14 protein-coding genes and 2 pseudogenes are annotated in these 17,837 nt (G+C 43.0%); 13 read left to right on the top strand and 3 right to left on the bottom strand.

Annotation, left to right across the window (positions count from 1 at the left end; translation table 11 throughout):
- Positions 1-81: 81 nt before the first annotated feature.
- Together carB and ACVC7T_RS03525 are read left to right on the top strand one after the other, a co-directional pair.
- Positions 82-3,261 (top strand): carbamoyl-phosphate synthase large subunit, encoded by a 3,180-nt coding sequence (gene carB, locus ACVC7T_RS03530; protein ID WP_105110189.1) that lies wholly within the window; start codon positions 82-84, stop codon positions 3,259-3,261.
- A 37-nt stretch (positions 3,262-3,298) separates the two neighbouring features.
- Positions 3,299-3,610, top strand: coding sequence for a hypothetical protein (locus ACVC7T_RS03525; protein ID WP_105110139.1), 312 nt, complete (start codon positions 3,299-3,301; stop codon positions 3,608-3,610).
- A 49-nt stretch (positions 3,611-3,659) separates the two neighbouring features.
- Here ACVC7T_RS03525 and ACVC7T_RS03520 read toward each other — a convergent pair whose 3' ends face one another.
- Positions 3,660-4,586: a polysaccharide deacetylase family protein gene (locus ACVC7T_RS03520; RefSeq protein ID WP_105160892.1), complete on the bottom strand. Its 927-nt coding sequence runs from the start codon at positions 4,584-4,586 to the stop codon at positions 3,660-3,662.
- A gap of 111 nt (positions 4,587-4,697) precedes the next feature.
- Here ACVC7T_RS03520 and ACVC7T_RS03515 point away from each other — a divergent pair, with 111 nt between their 5' ends.
- The 7 genes from ACVC7T_RS03515 (at position 4,698) to ACVC7T_RS03485 (ending at position 11,785) form a co-directional block, all read left to right on the top strand.
- Positions 4,698-5,984 (top strand): homoserine dehydrogenase, encoded by a 1,287-nt coding sequence (locus tag ACVC7T_RS03515; protein ID WP_394731458.1) that lies wholly within the window; start codon positions 4,698-4,700, stop codon positions 5,982-5,984.
- A gap of 2 nt (positions 5,985-5,986) precedes the next feature.
- The gene (gene thrB / locus ACVC7T_RS03510) at positions 5,987-6,847 is read left to right on the top strand and encodes a homoserine kinase (RefSeq protein ID WP_394731457.1); all 861 of its coding nucleotides are present in this window, start codon (positions 5,987-5,989) and stop codon (positions 6,845-6,847) included.
- 126 nt (positions 6,848-6,973) lie between these two features.
- A complete protein-coding gene (gene murB / locus ACVC7T_RS03505; protein ID WP_105110143.1) occupies positions 6,974-7,873 on the top strand; it encodes a UDP-N-acetylmuramate dehydrogenase in 900 nt (299 codons plus the stop codon).
- Positions 7,874-8,005: 132 nt separating this feature from the next.
- Positions 8,006-9,160 (top strand): ABC transporter ATP-binding protein, encoded by a 1,155-nt coding sequence (locus ACVC7T_RS03500; protein ID WP_105137431.1) that lies wholly within the window; start codon positions 8,006-8,008, stop codon positions 9,158-9,160.
- Positions 9,144-9,944, top strand: coding sequence for an ABC transporter permease (locus ACVC7T_RS03495; RefSeq protein WP_447262472.1), 801 nt, complete (start codon positions 9,144-9,146; stop codon positions 9,942-9,944). Before ACVC7T_RS03500 ends, ACVC7T_RS03495 begins: the two co-directional genes overlap by 17 nt.
- Positions 9,945-10,715, top strand: coding sequence for an ABC transporter permease subunit (locus ACVC7T_RS03490; protein WP_172059287.1), 771 nt, complete (start codon positions 9,945-9,947; stop codon positions 10,713-10,715). It begins immediately after the preceding gene.
- Positions 10,715-11,785 carry an ABC transporter substrate-binding protein gene (locus ACVC7T_RS03485; protein WP_447262471.1) on the top strand — a complete coding sequence of 357 codons (1,071 nt, stop codon included), beginning with the start codon at positions 10,715-10,717 and terminating at the stop codon, positions 11,783-11,785. Before ACVC7T_RS03490 ends, ACVC7T_RS03485 begins: the two co-directional genes overlap by 1 nt.
- Before the next feature lie 104 nt (positions 11,786-11,889).
- Here ACVC7T_RS03485 and ACVC7T_RS03480 read toward each other — a convergent pair.
- A pseudogene (locus ACVC7T_RS03480) lies at positions 11,890-12,261 on the bottom strand (IS30 family transposase); the annotation flags it as partial.
- Positions 12,262-12,435: 174 nt separating this feature from the next.
- On the opposite strand from ACVC7T_RS03480, the pseudogene ACVC7T_RS03475 reads away from it, so the two are divergent.
- From ACVC7T_RS03475 to ACVC7T_RS03460, 4 genes and pseudogenes are all read left to right on the top strand, one after another.
- Positions 12,436-13,545, top strand: a pseudogene (locus ACVC7T_RS03475) (IS630 family transposase).
- Positions 13,546-13,832: 287 nt separating this feature from the next.
- The gene (locus tag ACVC7T_RS03470) at positions 13,833-15,179 is read left to right on the top strand and encodes a sugar transferase (protein ID WP_447262470.1); all 1,347 of its coding nucleotides are present in this window, start codon (positions 13,833-13,835) and stop codon (positions 15,177-15,179) included.
- Positions 15,180-15,267: 88 nt separating this feature from the next.
- On the top strand, positions 15,268-16,005 hold the full coding sequence (locus tag ACVC7T_RS03465; protein ID WP_105160899.1) for a Wzz/FepE/Etk N-terminal domain-containing protein: 738 nt from the start codon (positions 15,268-15,270) through the stop codon (positions 16,003-16,005).
- Positions 16,006-16,022: 17 nt separating this feature from the next.
- Positions 16,023-16,766 (top strand): CpsD/CapB family tyrosine-protein kinase, encoded by a 744-nt coding sequence (locus tag ACVC7T_RS03460; RefSeq protein ID WP_447262469.1) that lies wholly within the window; start codon positions 16,023-16,025, stop codon positions 16,764-16,766.
- A 58-nt stretch (positions 16,767-16,824) separates the two neighbouring features.
- On the opposite strand, the gene ACVC7T_RS03455 is transcribed toward ACVC7T_RS03460, so the two are convergent.
- Positions 16,825-17,769 carry a glycosyltransferase family 2 protein gene (locus tag ACVC7T_RS03455; RefSeq protein WP_105110151.1) on the bottom strand — a complete coding sequence of 315 codons (945 nt, stop codon included), beginning with the start codon at positions 17,767-17,769 and terminating at the stop codon, positions 16,825-16,827.
- Positions 17,770-17,837 lie beyond the last annotated feature (68 nt).

The raw sequence follows: 17,837 nt of genomic DNA, 5'->3' as shown, positions 1-17,837 counted from the left end.
ACGTCGTTTGGCTGCTTGAAGCATCAGCGGCGCGTTTCCTATTTTCGCTTTGTCCTCTTAACGGGCTTTGTATCATACATTATGCCAAAAAGAAACGATATTAAAAAAATTATGGTGATTGGATCTGGTCCGATTATTATTGGTCAGGCTGCGGAGTTTGATTATGCGGGGACGCAGGCGTGTTTGGCCTTGAAAGAAGAAGGCTACAGCGTTGTACTGGTCAATTCTAACCCCGCAACAATTATGACCGACAAGGAAATTGCGGATAAGGTGTATATCGAGCCGATTACGCTGGAATTTGTCAGTCGTATTTTGCGAAAAGAGCGTCCTGATGCTCTCTTGCCAACCCTTGGTGGACAAACAGGTCTCAACATGGCTATGGAATTGTCCAAGGCTGGAATTTTGGAAGAGCTGGGTGTTGAGCTCTTGGGAACAAAATTGTCGGCCATTGACCAAGCTGAGGACCGCGATTTGTTCAAACAATTGATGGAGGATCTCAATCAGCCCATTCCTGAGTCTGAAATTGTGACGACCGTTGATGAGGCGTTGAACTTTGCCAATTCTATCGGCTACCCTGTTATTGTGCGTCCGGCCTTCACGCTGGGCGGTACAGGCGGCGGTATGTGTGCCAACGAGGAAGAACTCCGCGAAATCGCAGGAAATGGCTTGAAATTGTCGCCAGTAACTCAATGTTTGATTGAGCGCTCAATTGCAGGTTTCAAGGAAATCGAGTACGAAGTGATGCGCGATGCGGCAGACAATGCCTTGGTCGTATGTAACATGGAAAACTTTGACCCTGTGGGAATTCATACAGGAGATTCTATCGTATTTGCGCCGACTCAAACCCTGTCAGACATTGAAAACCAGATGCTCCGCGATGCCAGCCTCAGCATTATTCGCGCCTTGAAAATCGAAGGTGGCTGTAATGTCCAGTTGGCCTTGGATCCCCATAGTTTCAAATACTATGTCATCGAAGTTAATCCGCGCGTGTCACGCTCGTCAGCCTTGGCTTCAAAAGCAACTGGCTATCCTATTGCCAAATTAGCGGCAAAAATTGCGGTTGGTTTGACCTTGGATGAAATGATTAACCCAGTAACTGGGACAACCTATGCCATGTTTGAGCCTGCTTTGGACTACGTAGTTGCTAAAATCCCCCGTTTCCCATTTGATAAATTTGAAAAAGGGGAGCGCCGTCTGGGAACACAGATGAAGGCGACAGGGGAAGTCATGGCCATCGGACGGAACATTGAAGAAAGCCTTTTGAAAGCCTGCCGTTCCTTGGAAATCGGTGTTTATCACAATGAAATGACAGAACTCAGCCAAGTGCCGGACGATCACTTAGTGGAAAAGATTGTCAAAGCGCAGGACGACCGACTCTTTTACCTTTCTGAGGCCATTCGTCGTGGCTATACGATTGAGGAACTAGCCCAATTAACCAAGATTGACCTGTTCTTCCTTGATAAGTTGTTGCATATTATAGAGCTTGAGCAGGAATTGGCGACTCATTTTGATAACTTAGATGTCCTCAAAAAAGCGAAAAAATACGGCTTTGCAGATCGTAAAATAGCAGAGCTGTGGGGGCGAACGGAATGCTACATTCGCCAGCTCCGGACTGAAAATGGCATTGTCCCAGTTTACAAAATGGTGGATACCTGTGCAGCAGAATTTGAGAGCGCGACGCCTTATTTCTATTCAACCTATGCTTGGGAAAATGAATCCATCAAATCAGACAAGGAATCGGTCCTTGTGTTAGGTTCTGGGCCAATCCGCATCGGTCAAGGGGTTGAATTTGACTATGCGACGGTTCACTCTGTCAAAGCCATTCAGGCAGCAGGTTACGAGGCTATTATCATGAACTCCAACCCTGAAACTGTTTCGACAGATTTCTCGGTTTCGGACAAGCTCTATTTTGAACCTTTGACCTTGGAAGATGTACTCAATGTGATTGATTTGGAGCAGCCCAAAGGTGTCATTGTGCAATTCGGTGGGCAGACAGCCATCAATTTGGCTGAACCGCTTGCCAAGGCTGGTATTCCGATATTGGGAACTCAGGTAGCAGATTTAGACCGGGCTGAGGACCGCGATTTGTTTGAAAAAGCTCTGAAAGACTTGGACATCCCGCAGCCACCAGGTCAAACCGCAACCAATGAAGAAGAGGCTCTTGAAGCGGCCCGCAAAATTGGTTTTCCAGTCCTTGTCCGTCCATCTTATGTCTTGGGTGGGCGTGCCATGGAGATTGTTGAAAATGAAAATGACCTACGTTCCTACATGCGGACGGCGGTCAAGGCTAGTCCTGAGCACCCTGTTCTCGTTGACAGTTATATCGTTGGTCAAGAGTGTGAAGTAGATGCGATTTCTGATGGCAAGGATGTTCTCATTCCGGGAATTATGGAACACATCGAGCGGGCAGGTGTCCATTCGGGTGACTCGATGGCAGTTTACCCACCTCAAACCCTGTCGCCAGCGGTACAAGCAACCATTGCTGATTACACCAAGCGATTGGCTATTGGTCTCAACTGTATCGGTATGATGAACATTCAGTTTGTTATCAAGGACGAAAAGGTCTATGTCATTGAGGTCAATCCACGTGCCAGCCGAACCGTTCCCTTCCTGTCAAAAGTGACAGACATTCCGATGGCTCAAGTCGCGACCAAATTGATTTTGGGTCAATCCTTGGCAGAACTTGGTTATGCAGACGGTCTCTATCCAGAAAGCAAGCAGGTCCACGTCAAAGCTCCAGTCTTCTCATTCACAAAATTGGCGAAGGTTGACAGTCTTTTGGGACCTGAAATGAAGTCAACGGGCGAAATCATGGGTTCAGATGTGACGCTTGAAAAAGCACTTTACAAGGCATTTGAAGCTAGCTACCAGCACTTGGAAGAATTTGGCAATGTCGTCTTTACCATTGCGGATGAAGATAAGGAAGAAACCTTGGAGCTGGCGCGTCGTTTCCACGATTTGGGGTATGGCATTTTTGCGACTAGCGGAACGGCAGCCTATCTGACGGACCACCAACTTCCTGTTACCTTGGTCAATAAAGTTGGTGATGTAGGTGGTTTCGATATTCCAAGTCTGGTTCGAGCTGGAAAAATTCAAGCCATTGTCAATACAGTTGGTAAAAAGCGTGTGGCAGACTCGGATGGTCAAGTCATTCGTAGCTCAGCCATTGAAGGTGGTATCCCACTCTTTACAGCCATTGATACAGCTGCGGCTATGGTCAAAGTCTTGGAAAGCAGAAGTTTCATGACCCAGGCTATTTAGTGTATAATAGGATTATGCATTAGAAGAGGAGATAGAAATGAAAGTAAATCTGACCAATCATCGGGGGCAATTTAAACAGGCTCCCCTTGGTTTTTCTTGGACGACCCTGTTTTTTACCATGTGGGTTGCCGTCTTTAGACGGGATTGGAAATGGGCGGCTATTATGCTACTGGCCAATGCAGCTCTTGGTAACTACGCCTACTCAATAGAAAAGGGCTATCTTGTCTTTATCGTCAATATTGTCATGGCGGCATTCTATAATAAACTCCATATCAGAGACTTATTAGCCAAGGGTTGGCGCCCAGCAACAGACTTTGATGCGCAGCTGTTGCAGTCCAAGGGAATATAAAAAGAAAAAGATGATTTCGTATGAGGTCATCTTTTCTTGTATCTCTATGTCAGTCGGCTTGAATCATCTCTAGCAAGATGTCGGCAGTGGTCGTTGGCAATACCCTCAGACGATTTAAACTAAGCATTCCGTTATCAACAGTTGCTAGGTCATGGTTGGTGGTCAATCCCAATTGGTAGCCGGTATTTTCTGCCAAAGCCAGGGTATCGGCTGAATAGCGACCAGCAGGATAGGCTAGAGCAATGGTTTCCTGACTAAGTTGCTGGTTTAGGAATTGTTTGGAGTAGGAAAGCTCAATGGATTGGCTTTCAAGGCTGCTTTGTGCCAGGTCGGGATGATTGACCGTATGACCTTGGAAAGACATTTTGTGCTCTTTCATCTCCAGCATCTGATCGACAGTCAGGTAGCCCGCTGTGCCATTTTCCGTAAAACCAGTGATAACAAAGTTGGTAGCCTTCATCTGGTACTGCTTAAGCAAAGGATAGGCATGGCTATGGAAATCCCAGAGGCTATCATCGAAAGTTAGCCAGACGACTTTCTTGCCGTCAGGAACTTCATTGTCCCTGAGAACCCGCAGAGCTTCTTCAGGTGAAAGGGTGTAATAGCCAGCTTCCTGGAGGGCCTTGAGATGACTTTCAAACGTAGAAGGATCCACAATTAAATTGGCGTTGGCAGCCTCTTCAGGAGCCATGACATGGATAGCATGGTACATCAGAATGGGCAGACGGACCGGACTTTCTTGCTTAACCCAAGTTACTTCTTCAGGACCAGTTTTCTGTGAAGGAGTTGTATCAATCTCTTTTTTAGGGGTTTCTGGAGTTTGCTGGACCAAGTCTGTTCTGGATCCTGGGTCTTGATAGAAGTAGACGAGGCAAAAAACAAGGGTTCCAATCAGCAAAACACTCAGCAGAGTAAATATTACTGGAAATCTTTTCACTTTTTGATGCTTGTGCCGCCCATGCTTTCTCTTCGCCATATTCACTACCTCAATATATGTAATTCTTCTTACTACTTTAATTATACCAAAATTTTTGCCAAATAGTCAGAATATTTGGTATAATAGGAAAAATAGTTTTAAGGAGATAATATGGTAGTTAAGATTGGATTATTGGGGTTTGGTACGGTAGCGAGTGGTGTGCCATTCCTTCTGACAGAAAATAAGGAAAAGATTGAATTGGCAGCCCAAGACAGCATAGAGATTTCAAAGGTTCTTGTAAAGGACGATGCGGAAAAAGAGCGTTTATTGGCTGCAGGCCATGACTATGATTTCGTGACCAACATTGACGAGATTTTGGCAGACGACGACATTGCTATTGTCGTTGAGCTTATGGGACGTATCGAGCCAGCAAAAACTTTCATCACACGCGCTTTGGAGGCAGGCAAGCATATCGTGACAGCTAACAAAGACCTGTTGGCTGTGCATGGCAGTGAATTGCGTACTCTGGCTCAGGAAAAAGGACTGGCCCTTTACTACGAAGCAGCGGTTGCAGGCGGTATCCCAGTCTTGCGTACCTTAGTCAATTCTCTTGCTGCGGATAATATTACCCGTGTTTTGGGTGTCTTGAATGGGACATCTAACTTCATGCTGACCAAGATGCTAGACGAAGGATGGACTTACGAAACAGCCCTGCAGACAGCCCAGGAACTAGGTTACGCAGAGTCAGATCCGACCAACGACGTTGAAGGAATTGATGCAGCCTATAAGGCCGTTATCCTCAGCCAATTTGCCTTTGGTATGACTGTTGATTTTGACCACGTTGCCCACAAGGGAATTTCCAATATCACACCTGAAGATGTAGCAGTAGCACAAGAGCTTGGCTATGTCATCAAGTTGGTAGGGGATATTCGTGAAACAGCTTCTGGAATTGCAGCAGAAGTGTCACCAACCTTCCTGCCAAAAAATCACCCGCTTGCTAGTGTCAATGGCGTTATGAATGCGGTCTTTGTCGAGTCCATTGGTATCGGCCAGTCTATGTACTACGGACCAGGTGCTGGACAAAAACCAACAGCTACTAGCGTGACTGCCGACCTGATTCGCATTGTTCGTCGTCTGAAAGACGGTACGATTGGCAAAGCATTTAATGAGTATAGCCGTCCGCTCCAGTTGGCAGCTCCGTCTGATGTGATGAGCGAATATTATTTCTCTATCGTAGCATCTGACCAGAACGGAAAAATGCTCCGTTTGGCAGAAATTTTCAACTCTGAAGAAATCTCCTTCAAGCAAATTCTGCAGAAGGAGGCAAACGGTGAGACAGCTCGTATGGTTATCGTGACCCATGAGATGAGCAAGACCCAGCTAGAAAATGTGACTGAAAAGCTTGCCCAGGCTGAGGACTTCACTGTCTTAAATACTTTCAAGGTCTTGGGAGAATAAGCATGAAAATTACAGTTCCAGCTACTTCAGCCAATATAGGACCGGGTTTTGACTCGGTCGGTGTTGCCCTCTCAAAATACCTGGCCATTGAAATTCTAGCGCCTGCAGATGAATGGTTTATTGAGCATGACCTAGAGCATGTTCCATCTGATAAGAGTAATCTGCTGATTAAGACAGCTTTGAAAGTTTCCAAAAACCTGCCACCTCACCGCTTGAAAATGACAAGCGATGTTCCTTTGGCCCGTGGCTTGGGTTCGTCCAGCTCTGTCATTGTAGCAGGGATTGAGTTGGCCAATCTATTGGGTCAATTGAACCTAAGCCAGGAAGAAAAGTTGCAATTGGCAACTAAGATAGAAGGTCATCCTGATAATGTAGCGCCAGCTATTTATGGAAATCTAGTTATTGCCAGCTATGTCAATAAGAAAGTCCATGCTGTTGTGACGGACTTCCCAGAGGCCAGCTTTATCGCTTTTATTCCTAACTATCCTCTGCGGACCAGTGAAAGCCGTGGAGTTCTGCCATCGCAGATGGGCTATAAGAAGGCCGTGGCAGCAAGCAGTATTGCCAACGTCGCTATTGCCAGTCTTATGTCCGGTGATTTGGAAAAAGCTGGTCAACTTATCCAATCAGATATGTTCCACGAGCCTCATCGCCAACTCTTGGTCAAGGAATTTTGCCCCATCAAGCAAACAGCTCAGGAGTTGGGTGCTTATGCAACCTACCTTTCTGGAGCAGGTCCAACCGTTATGGTACTAGCCTCTAAGGATAAGGAAGAGGCCATTAAACTTGCCATAGAAAAGCTTGAATTGGACGGCAGTGTGCATATCCTACAGGTAGATAAAGACGGGATTAAGGTATCCTAAACAAAATACGGTTCTTGAGGGAACTGTATTTTTTGTTTTTGATGCAATTGTCCAAAAATAATCGTAATCTAGTTAAATTTTTGGTATAATATGAACCGTATATCTATTTTTGAAATGAGAATGATAATGAAGGATAAGATTAGACAGGAGCTTGAGGGAATCGATATTCGATTTGATGAGCCCTTAAAGGAATATACGTATACAAAAGTCGGGGGTGCAGTAGACTACCTGGCTTTTCCACGTAATCGCTATGAGATCGTACGCATCGTAGAATTTGCCAATCGTGAAGGTATTCCCTGGCAGGTTTTAGGAAATTCTAGTAATATTATCGTCCGTGATGGTGGCATCAGGGGCTTTGTTATCAGGATGGATAAGCTCAACTCAGTGACGGTTTCTGGCTATACGATTGAGGCTGAGGCAGGTGCCAACCTGATTGAGACGACCAAGGTTGCCCTCTTTCATTCCTTGACTGGCTTTGAATTTGCCTGCGGCATTCCTGGTAGTGTCGGCGGTGCTGTTTATATGAATGCCGGTGCTTATGGTGGTGAAGTGGCCCATATCTTGGTATCTGCACAAATTTTAACTCCTGCTGGTTATGTCGAAACATTGGATAATCGTGATTTGCGCTTTGGTTATCGGTCATCCATCCTGCAGGAAAATGGGGCAATTGTCCTATCTGCCAAATTTGCTTTGAAGCCTGGTAATCATCCGGTTATCAAATATGAAATGGACCGATTGACACATTTGCGCGAGCTTAAGCAACCACTGGAGTACCCTTCTTGTGGATCTGTCTTTAAGCGTCCACCAGGAATGTTTGCTGGCCAGCTCATCATGGAGGCCGGTCTCATGGGGCATCGTATTGGCGGTGTGGAAGTTTCGGAAAAGCATGCAGGCTTTATGGTCAATGTAGCAGATGGGTCAGCTCAGGATTATGAAAACTTGATTGCTCATGTCATTGAAACAGTCAAAGAATTTTCAGGAGTAACCTTGGAGAGAGAGGTTCGGATTATCGGTGATAGTTTGTAATCATCGGTACAGTTGAGGGGTGAGGCTTATCGTAGCAGGTAGTATGACGAGCAGTTTTCTTGCCCACGAGGTGGTATAGGCCCAACAGAGCCTGGAATCTGTTAGTTTACCTAAAGAAGGAATTTATGAGAATTGAAAAAGCCAATTATTGAATTTAAAGACGTTTCTAAGGTCTTCGAGGACAGTGGAACAACTGTCTTGAAAAACATTAGTTTTGAACTGGAAGAAGGCAAGTTTTACACTTTGCTTGGTGCTTCTGGTTCCGGTAAATCAACGATTTTGAATATTATCGCAGGTCTCCTGGATGCGACGTCTGGTGACATTTATCTGGATGGACAGCGGATCAATGATGTTCCGACCAACAAGCGGGATGTCCATACTGTCTTTCAATCATATGCCCTTTTCCCGCATATGACCGTCTTTGAAAATGTGGCTTTTCCACTAAAATTACGCAAGGTTGATAAGGCTGAAATTGACCGCCGTGTCAAAGAGGCTCTGCAGATGGTTCGTTTATCTGGTTATGAGAACCGTGCCATCCAGAAATTGTCTGGAGGTCAACGTCAGCGTGTGGCCATTGCGCGTGCAATCATCAACCAACCGCGCGTTGTCTTGCTAGATGAGCCTTTGTCAGCTCTTGACTTGAAACTACGGACCGAGATGCAATACGAATTGCGTGAATTGCAGCAGCGTCTGGGCATTACCTTTGTCTTTGTTACTCACGACCAAGAAGAGGCGCTGGCTATGTCTGACTGGATTTTCGTCATGAATGATGGTGAAATTGTTCAATCAGGGACACCAGTTGACATTTATGATGAGCCAATCAACCATTTTGTAGCGACCTTTATCGGGGAGTCCAATATCCTGCCTGGTCGCATGCTTGAGGACTACCTGGTTGAGTTCAACGGCAAGCGTTTTGAGGCTGTGGACGGTGGTATGCGTCCAAATGAAGAGGTACAAGTGGTCATCCGTCCGGAAGATTTGCGGATTACCCTGCCTGAAGAAGGCAAGTTGCAGGTTAAGGTGGATACCCAGCTCTTCCGTGGGGTTCATTACGAAATCATCGCCTATGATGATTTGGGCAATGAGTGGATGATTCACTCGACGCGCAAGGCTATTGTCGGTGAGGTCATCGGTCTGGACTTTGAACCAGAAGACATCCATATCATGCGTCTCAACGAAACGGAAGAAGAATTTGATGCCCGTATCGAGGAATATGTAGAAGTCGAAGAAGTGGAAGATGGCTTGATCAATGCCATTGAGGAGGAACGCAATGAAGAAAACCTCTAAGCTCTTTGCCATCCCCTATGCTTTATGGGTTTTCCTCTTTGTACTGGCGCCTGTTGCCCTGATTGTCTTTAAGTCTTTCTTTGATATTCATGGCAACTTTACCCTAGCCAACTACCAAACTTACTTTAACTCGCCAAATAATACTTACTTGCGGATGAGTTTTAACTCCATTTTTTACGCAGGTTTGATTACCTTGGTTACTTTGTTGGTATCCTATCCAACAGCCTATTTTTTGACCAAGCTCAAGCACAAGCAGCTCTGGCTCATGTTGATTATCCTGCCGACTTGGGTCAACCTCTTGCTAAAGGCCTATGCCTTTATCGGGATTTTTGGTCAATATGGCTCGGTCAATCAGTTCTTGGAATTTATTGGCCTGGGTGCCCAGCAAATTCTCTTTACAGATTTTTCATTTATCACTGTTGCGGCCTATATTGAAATTCCTTTCATGATTTTGCCGATTTTCAATGCCTTGGATGATTTAGATCCTAATCTTATCAATGCTAGTCGAGATTTGGGGGCAACTCCTTGGCAGACCTTTATAAAAGTTATTTTTCCTCTGTCCATGAATGGTGTTCGTTCAGGTGTGCAGGCGGTCTTTATCCCAAGTTTGAGCTTGTTTATGTTGACCCGCCTTATCGGTGGTAACCGTGTGATTACGCTGGGTACAGCCATTGAGCAGCATTTCTTGACAACCCAGAACTGGGGCATGGGCTCCACCATTGGTGTCGTCTTGATTCTTGCCATGCTGGCCATTATGTGGCTAACGAAAGAAAGGAAGAAATAAATGAAAAAATTTGCAAAGATTTATCTAACCACTGCCTTCCTTGTCTTGTATCTGCCAATTTTCTATTTGATTTTCTATGCCTTCAATGAAGGTGGGGATATGAATGGCTTTACTGGTTTTACGTTAGAGCATTTCTCAGCCATGCTGGGAGATAGTCGCCTGATGCTGATTTTGGCTCAAACCTTCTTTTTAGCCTTCCTCAGCTCGCTGATTGCGACAATTATCGGGACCTTCGGTGCCATTTATATCTACCAGTCCAAGCAGAAGTTTCAGAATGCCCTTTTATCGGTCAACAATATCCTCATGGTAGCACCGGACGTTATGATTGGTGCGAGTTTCTTGATTCTCTTTACCATGATTGGTTTCCAGCTGGGCTTTGTCTCTGTCTTACTCAGCCACATTGCCTTTTCGATTCCGATTGTGGTCCTCATGGTCTTGCCACGACTCAAAGAAATGAATGCTGATATGATTTCCGCAGCCTATGACTTGGGGGCAACGCAACCGCAAATGCTCCGAGAAATCATGCTGCCTTATTTGACTCCAGCTATTATTGCAGGCTACTTCATGGCCTTTACCTACTCGCTGGATGATTTTGCCGTGACCTTCTTTGTCACAGGAAACGGCTACTCAAACCTGTCTGTTGAGATTTACTCACGGGCTCGTCAGGGGATTTCTTTGGAAATCAATGCCCTGTCCACCCTGGTCTTCCTCTTCAGTATTGTGCTTGTCGTAGGTTATTACTTTATTTCGCGTGAGAAGGAGGCAAACTAATGAAACGATTGACATCATTTTTTGTTGGTATTCTTGCTATCATTCTCGTACTTTGGGGAATTTCTAGCAAACTAGAGGATGATTCTACCCAAGGAACCACTGATAAATTGGTCATCTATAACTGGGGTGATTATATCGACCCAGAATTGTTGGACGAATTTACCGCCGAAACCGGTATCCAGGTTGATTACCAGACCTTTGATTCCAACGAGTCCATGTACACAAAGATTCAGCAGGGTGGGACAACCTATGACTTGGCTGTGCCGTCTGAGTACATGATTTCTAAGATGGCTGAAGAAGATATGCTGATCAAGTTGGATAAGTCGAAAATTGAGGGATTAGAAAATATCGACCCGCAATTTATGGGGCTCAGCTTTGATGAGAACAATGATTACTCCATTCCTTATTTCTGGGGAACCCTGGGAATTGTTTACAATGAAACCATGGTTGACAATCCGCCACAGGAATGGGAGGATTTGTGGTCTGAGGAATATCGTGACAATATCATGCTGATTGACGGTGTCCGTGAGGTCATGGGCTTTGGTTTACAATCTCTCGGCTACAGTCTCAATTCGCAGGATAAGGCTGAAATTGCCCAAGCTGCGGAACATCTCTATAACTTGACTCCGAATGTCAAAGCTATTGTTGCTGATGAAATCAAGGGTTACATGATTCAGGATGCGGCGGCTATTGCTGTCAGTTTCTCAGGTGAGGCCAGTGAAATGCTGGATGGCAATGAAAACCTGAACTATGTCGTACCGTCAAAAGGTTCTAACCTCTGGTTTGATAATATGGTTATTCCAAAGACAGCCAAGAACATCGACGGGGCCCATGCCTTTATGAGCTTCATGCTTCGTCCTGAAAATGCCCTTCGCAATGCGGAATATGTTGGCTACTCAACGCCGATTTCTGCAGCCAAGGCTATGTTGGATGAAGAAACTCAAAATGACGAAGCTTTCTATCCTTCCGAGGAAACCATGAAAGAGATGGAAGTCTATGACAACCTGGGCAAGGAAATGCTCGGTCTCTATAATGACCTCTTCCTACAATTTAAAATGTATCGGAAGTAGAGGATAAGACTGAAGACTTACTACTGGATTGAACCGCACCCCAAAAGTTAGAGAGAAAAATCTAACTTTTGGGGTGCGGTTCATATCTACCATTCTCTTTCTAGTTTTCGTTTTCCTTTCCAAGGGAGGTCTTCCTTCTTGAAAACACCACGGTCAGCTAGCCGATAGAGAGTTCTCATAGAACAAGAAATCCTATTTGGATAAGTTCCTTTAATGATATCAAGTCTCCAGCTTCGATCTAAACGAGTTTGAATAAAGTCTTTTTCTACTTGCGAAAGATTTGTTTTCCTCCGACCGCAGCGCTTCTTATTAGCCTTATAGTGTTCATAATAGTCATAGGCAGAATGTCCGTCTTTGAGAAACTTGATAACATGATAGACGGTCTGCTTTGATCTTCCAAGAGCTACCATGATGTCTGTAACTTTTATACATTCTTTGTAGTAAGCCTCTATCATTACGAGTTCGATATAGTTCATTTATGTTAGTTTCTTTCAGACAAATGTGGTAGTTTATCTGAGCTAACATAGATGGCTTTTTCTGTCTAGCTTAATTTGACAATTTAGGTTTATAAATAATCGAAGACTGTGGTAGAATGAAGTGGTGAATAAGTTATACTTAACAAAAATCAAAAATAGCGGCTTTATGGTATTATGACAAACAAACTCACCCCCACTCAAGTTCACGAATTAAAACAAGCCCTCAGAGACAAGACAAATGCTCCACATCACTGAAAAATTCAGGCTCTCATTCTTTACTCAGAAAACCAGAACCTAACAGCTAGCGCAAAATCAGTGAGCTTTGTCCATCAAACAGTTCGAAACCTCTTGAATCGCTATCTTGACGGAGGCTTACAGGCACTCCTTACTGACAATCGTGGCGGACGTCGTCGCGCCTACATGACACAAGAAGAGGAAGAACAATTCCTGAATGAGCAACTTTCTTCTGCTCTTAAGGGAGAATTGGTGACGATTAATTCTCTTTTGGCAGCCTATCAGGCAAAAGTTGGTCGAAAACAACTCGAGAAGGATTATACGCTCTCTTAAAACGCCATGGTTGGGTCAAAGAATCAAGAGATTCTTTGAGGTGGGAGATAAAGCTTACGCAGTAAGCAACAAAAGTCACCTCACGCCCCCAACATCCTAAAAAAGCAGACGCGGAAGCCATTTTAGCGTCTAAAAATAAAATCTTTGTGCGAGGAGAGGTTGAGTAAGCGCTTTATTAATGGGAAATCGTATCAAAAAATCCGCCTTATGTATCAGGATGAGGCGGGTTTTGGTCCTATTAGTAAACTAGGAAAATCTTGGGCTCCAAAAGGGTATAGACCTAGTGTCGCAAGTCAACATAACCGTGAATATCGCTATTGTTATGGTGCTGTGGACGCCCACTCAGGAGAATCATTTTTTATCATAGCAGGTGGTTGTAATAGTGATTGGATGAATGAATTTCTAGACCAATTGTCAGAAGATTATCCAGATGACTACATTATTCTAGTCATGGACAATGCCATCTGGCATAAATCTCAGACATTGAATATCCCTGAGAATATAGAATTTACCTTTATTCCACCTTACACATCAGAGATGAACCCTATTGAGTAAGTCTGGGCCGAAATCCGCAAACGTGGTTTCAAGAATAAGATATTTAGAAGCTTGAATGAGATTATTGATAAACTTCAAGAGGTTATTCAAAACCTATCTCCTTCTCAACTCAAATCAATTGCACGTAGAGATTGGAGCTTGGCTATTTTTGAATTTAGTTGAGTATTAATTAAAAACGACTGATATGAAACGTTTTCAGGATATTTTCAATAAGCATAACTAGTAATAATTTCATCATTTTATGATAAAATGAATTGATGTATCAAAGGATTCTATCTGGAAAATAATTACTATACAGCTCGGAATACAAATGTATAAAATTACAAAAATATACTTTTCTTTGGTAATTTTAAGAGAAGTAGTTTTTTCGTTGGATAATTAAGTTTATTCAGTATTTACTAAAAATCTCTTTTGACAATCCATATCATAAACAGAAAGAAGGGAATAATATGGAATATAGAAGATTATTTCACATCTTCTATCTTACAATTAGCGCAATCATTTTCTCGATTAGTTTTGCCATTGTTTGTGACAAGTCCTTGTCTACACTGGAATATGCTTATATCGGGGGTATTCAGTCTCTGGTAGCTTTGATGGCTGGTAATCATCACTTTTACAACAAGTCTTATAAAACGCTGGCCTATGTAACCTCTTCAGTTCAGCTGATTGTCTTTGTTATTCTGACAATCTTAGCAGCCTTTCACCTGATAAGGTATCCAGATTGGCCTACTTTATTACTAGCTCTATTATTGGCCACAAGCTGTACTCATTTATATAATTATCTGGCCTTATATATTTATCGGAAAATTTTTGGTGGTAAACGATTATGTGTTATTGGACATGAGGATGAAGTAGTCAAATCAGTAGTAAATCTGATGAAGTTTGAAAATATGATTTTTACTGTCACTCATGCCTTTACGACAGATTTTGCTACAAATGTCAGCAACTATCTCGATGATATTGATGCAGTTTATTTTGCTGGTGAGGTCGGAAGAGATCGAGAAGTAATTTACACTATGCTGATAAGGGAGAATAAGGGGATTTACAATGCTGTATATTTCCGTTCTGGTCTGGAAATTCAGTCTTCCATCTATCAATTCGGCGATGATATTTTCTTAGGGTTTAAGACTTTTCAGCTTACAAAAGTGGAACATTTTTTTAAGAGAATGTTTGATATTCTTATTTCATTAGTCTTATTGATGCTGACATGGCCTATCATGCTCTTAGTCGCTCTAGCAATCAAGTTGGATTCAAAAGGCCCGGTCTTCTATACCCAGCAGCGTGTCACAATGAATGACAGACTGTTTCAAGTTTTAAAATTCCGTTCTATGGTCAATAATGCTGAAGGTCAGTCTGGACCAGTCCTTGCTACATCTAATGATAGTCGGGTAACACGCTTGGGCCAATTTTTAAGAGCGACTCGCCTGGATGAATTGCCACAATTGTTTAATATTTTAAGGGGGGATATGTCTATCGTTGGTCCGAGACCCGAGCGTCCTCACTTTGTCGAACAATATGAAAAACAGAGTCCCTATTATCATCTTCGGCATAGAGTAAGAGCTGGCTTGACAGGCTATGCTCAGATTTACGGGACCTATAATTCAGATTTCAATAGTAAATTAAAGTATGATTTATTGTACATTCAACGCTATTCTTTCTATTTTGATCTCAAACTGGTATTGCGTACGTTGAATATCTTATTGGATAAGTTAAGTGCGAAGGGTGTAGATGAAAATACTGACAACAAAATCACGAGCTTGAAGCAATTGGAAGCTTATTCGATCGTTGTCAAATAGAAAGCAGTCCTAGAAATACATCATTTAGAAACTTTCTGATATAATGTTGTTTGGAAAAAATCTCACCGTATGAAAGGTAAACAAGTTAATGATTAAACAGAGAGATGATTTCATAGATATTTTTGAGTTGATAGCACTTTTTAAGAAAAATATCGTGATCATTGCCATTTGTTCTCTCATTGGGGGAGCATTTATGGGATTATACGCTAGTTTGGTTGTTGCTCCCCAGTATGCATCTAGCGCTCAGTTGCTGGTTGCTCAGGATCCTATTGATGTTGGCAATCAGAATGCTTATGTCAGTGCGGCTAACTCAATCCGAACAAACCTTGAAATGATTCCGACCTATCGAGATATTCTTTTTGGTGTGCCTGTCTTGGGTAAGGTTGCAGATTCATTTGGTGGTAAATATCCGGCTTATTACTTGAAAGAGCGCTTGACCTTCACTCAGACAGAAGATTCTCAAGCCTTTGTAGTCAATTTGCGTATGGATGATGCTCAGGAAGCCCAGGCTGTACTCGAGGAAATTACAACGGTCTTTAGTGACACCTTGCAAGATATTTACAGTGAAGGATTTGGTAAGGTGGTCGTCCTCTCACCTGCTTCTTACAATGCCAATAAAGTTTCACCTAGTATTATCAAAAATGTCGTGACGGGTATTCTGGCAGGAATCTTCCTATCATTTGGCTTCATCATTTCTAGAAATCTATTTGATCGAACAGTGAAGAATGATGCCTACCTTCAGGCGCAGAACTTAACATTACTGACGGAATTATATGATATGACTGCTAGTGAAATCAGTAATGCCCATTATAAATTAAATAAATAGCATCTTAGAAAGTGAGTATGCTGATGTTTTTTGGAAGAAAAAGAAGACAAAGAGAACTAAATAAACAACAACTACAAGGCTCGCCCCTCTATTCGGCGACCCAACCAACCAGCTTAAACGCTGAACAAATTCGTGTTCTGCGGACCAACCTACAATATGCCCAGTTGAATGGTAAGATTACTTCCATCGGGGTGACTTCTTCGATACCGGGTGAAGGAAAATCAACTGTATCAGCCAATCTAGCTCATAGCTTGGCGGCTGCTGGTAAGAAAGTGTTGATTGTGGATGCAGATTTGCGAAAACCGACGGTTCATAGAACCTTTGAATTACCAAATCTCCGCGGCTTAACAGATTTAGTTATTGACCCTAACCAACGATTTACAGAGTTGCTGCACTATCCTCAGGATTTAGGGGTATATATCCTTACCTCTGGTACCATCCCACCAAATCCAGCAGAACTCTTGTTGTCCAACAACATGATACAGTTGTTGGAGCAGTTAGACAATTATTTTGATTTTGTCATCTATGATTTGCCTCCTGTCAACAGTGTGACGGATGCTCAGATTATGGCCCGAAAGGTCGATGGCATGATATTGGTGGTACGTCATGGCTATGTTCAGAAAAATGAATTGGAAAAGAGTTTGCGCTTGCTAAACAATGTCGATGCACAATTGCTTGGCTATGTCATGAACGATGTTCCTAAAGAGCATAAAGATACCTACCAGTATTATTATGGTCGGGAACAAGGTTCTCAGGATTAGAAAAATTAGATTGTAAAAAGAGTTGAGCATTGGCTCAACTCTTTTGTACATCAGCAGACTATCTAAATAGTAACAAGGAAATCATTCGTCCCAGATAATAATTTGCCGGGAGTAAATAGACTTTGAGATAATAGCGGTGCCAGCTATATTCCCTTTTATAAAATGTTGGAATAAATGGGTTTTGTTTAAAGTTTAATTTTTCGAGCTCTGCAACAGCCTCCTGATAGGCTGATTGGTCACCGATTTTGACTGCATTAGCAACCATTTGAAGTAAATCTTCAATCATTTTGAAGGTGAAATAATCAGCATAGTCAGGATTACGTTGGCCCATAATGCGGCTATTTTCCATAGACTTGCGGTTGTTATCAGGATTAGGAGTGGTACTGAGCGAGCCTTGACGCGAACGGTAAATATAGAGTTTTTCGGGAACCGTTGTGATAGTGTTAGCAGCAATCATCAACTCGAAATAGATACCTTCACCCATACCCGATAGAAAACGAAAGTTCGTTTGGTCAATCAGTGTTCGAGCGACCATGCGAGCCGTGGGTTGTGTATTGTGATAGATGTCTTGCAGCCTTGCTTTCCCATAGATTGGCTTGTGCCAAACAGTTTTTTCGCGTCCATCAGATGAGAGAGTACCTGTGTCGCACAATACTAAATCAGCCTGATCTTTCTTGGCTTGCTGATAGAGTTTTTCAAACATATCTACCTTGACCAAGTCGTCTGAATCGACAAAGGCAACGAATTCACCACTAGAAATATCTATGCCTTTATTGCGAGCATCGCCGACCCCCACATTTTCAGGCAGGTCAATCACAGTAACACGACTATCTTCTTGTTGATACGTTTTTAAAATCTCTAAAGAACGGTCTGTTGAACAATCATTGACCAAAATCAATTCAATATCCTTCAAACTTTGTTGGAGAATGGATTGGATACATTCCGCGATATATTGTTCCGTATTGTAAACGGGTACGATAATAGAAACTTTAGGCGCTACCATATTTTACCTATTCCTTTCTGTCTTGTACTATTATAGCACAGAGAAGTCTTTTATCATTGGTTGGGCAC

The sequence above is a fragment of the Streptococcus sp. P25B114 genome, assembly GCF_053010325.1.
This window is presented reverse-complemented; position numbering and strand designations above follow the sequence as displayed.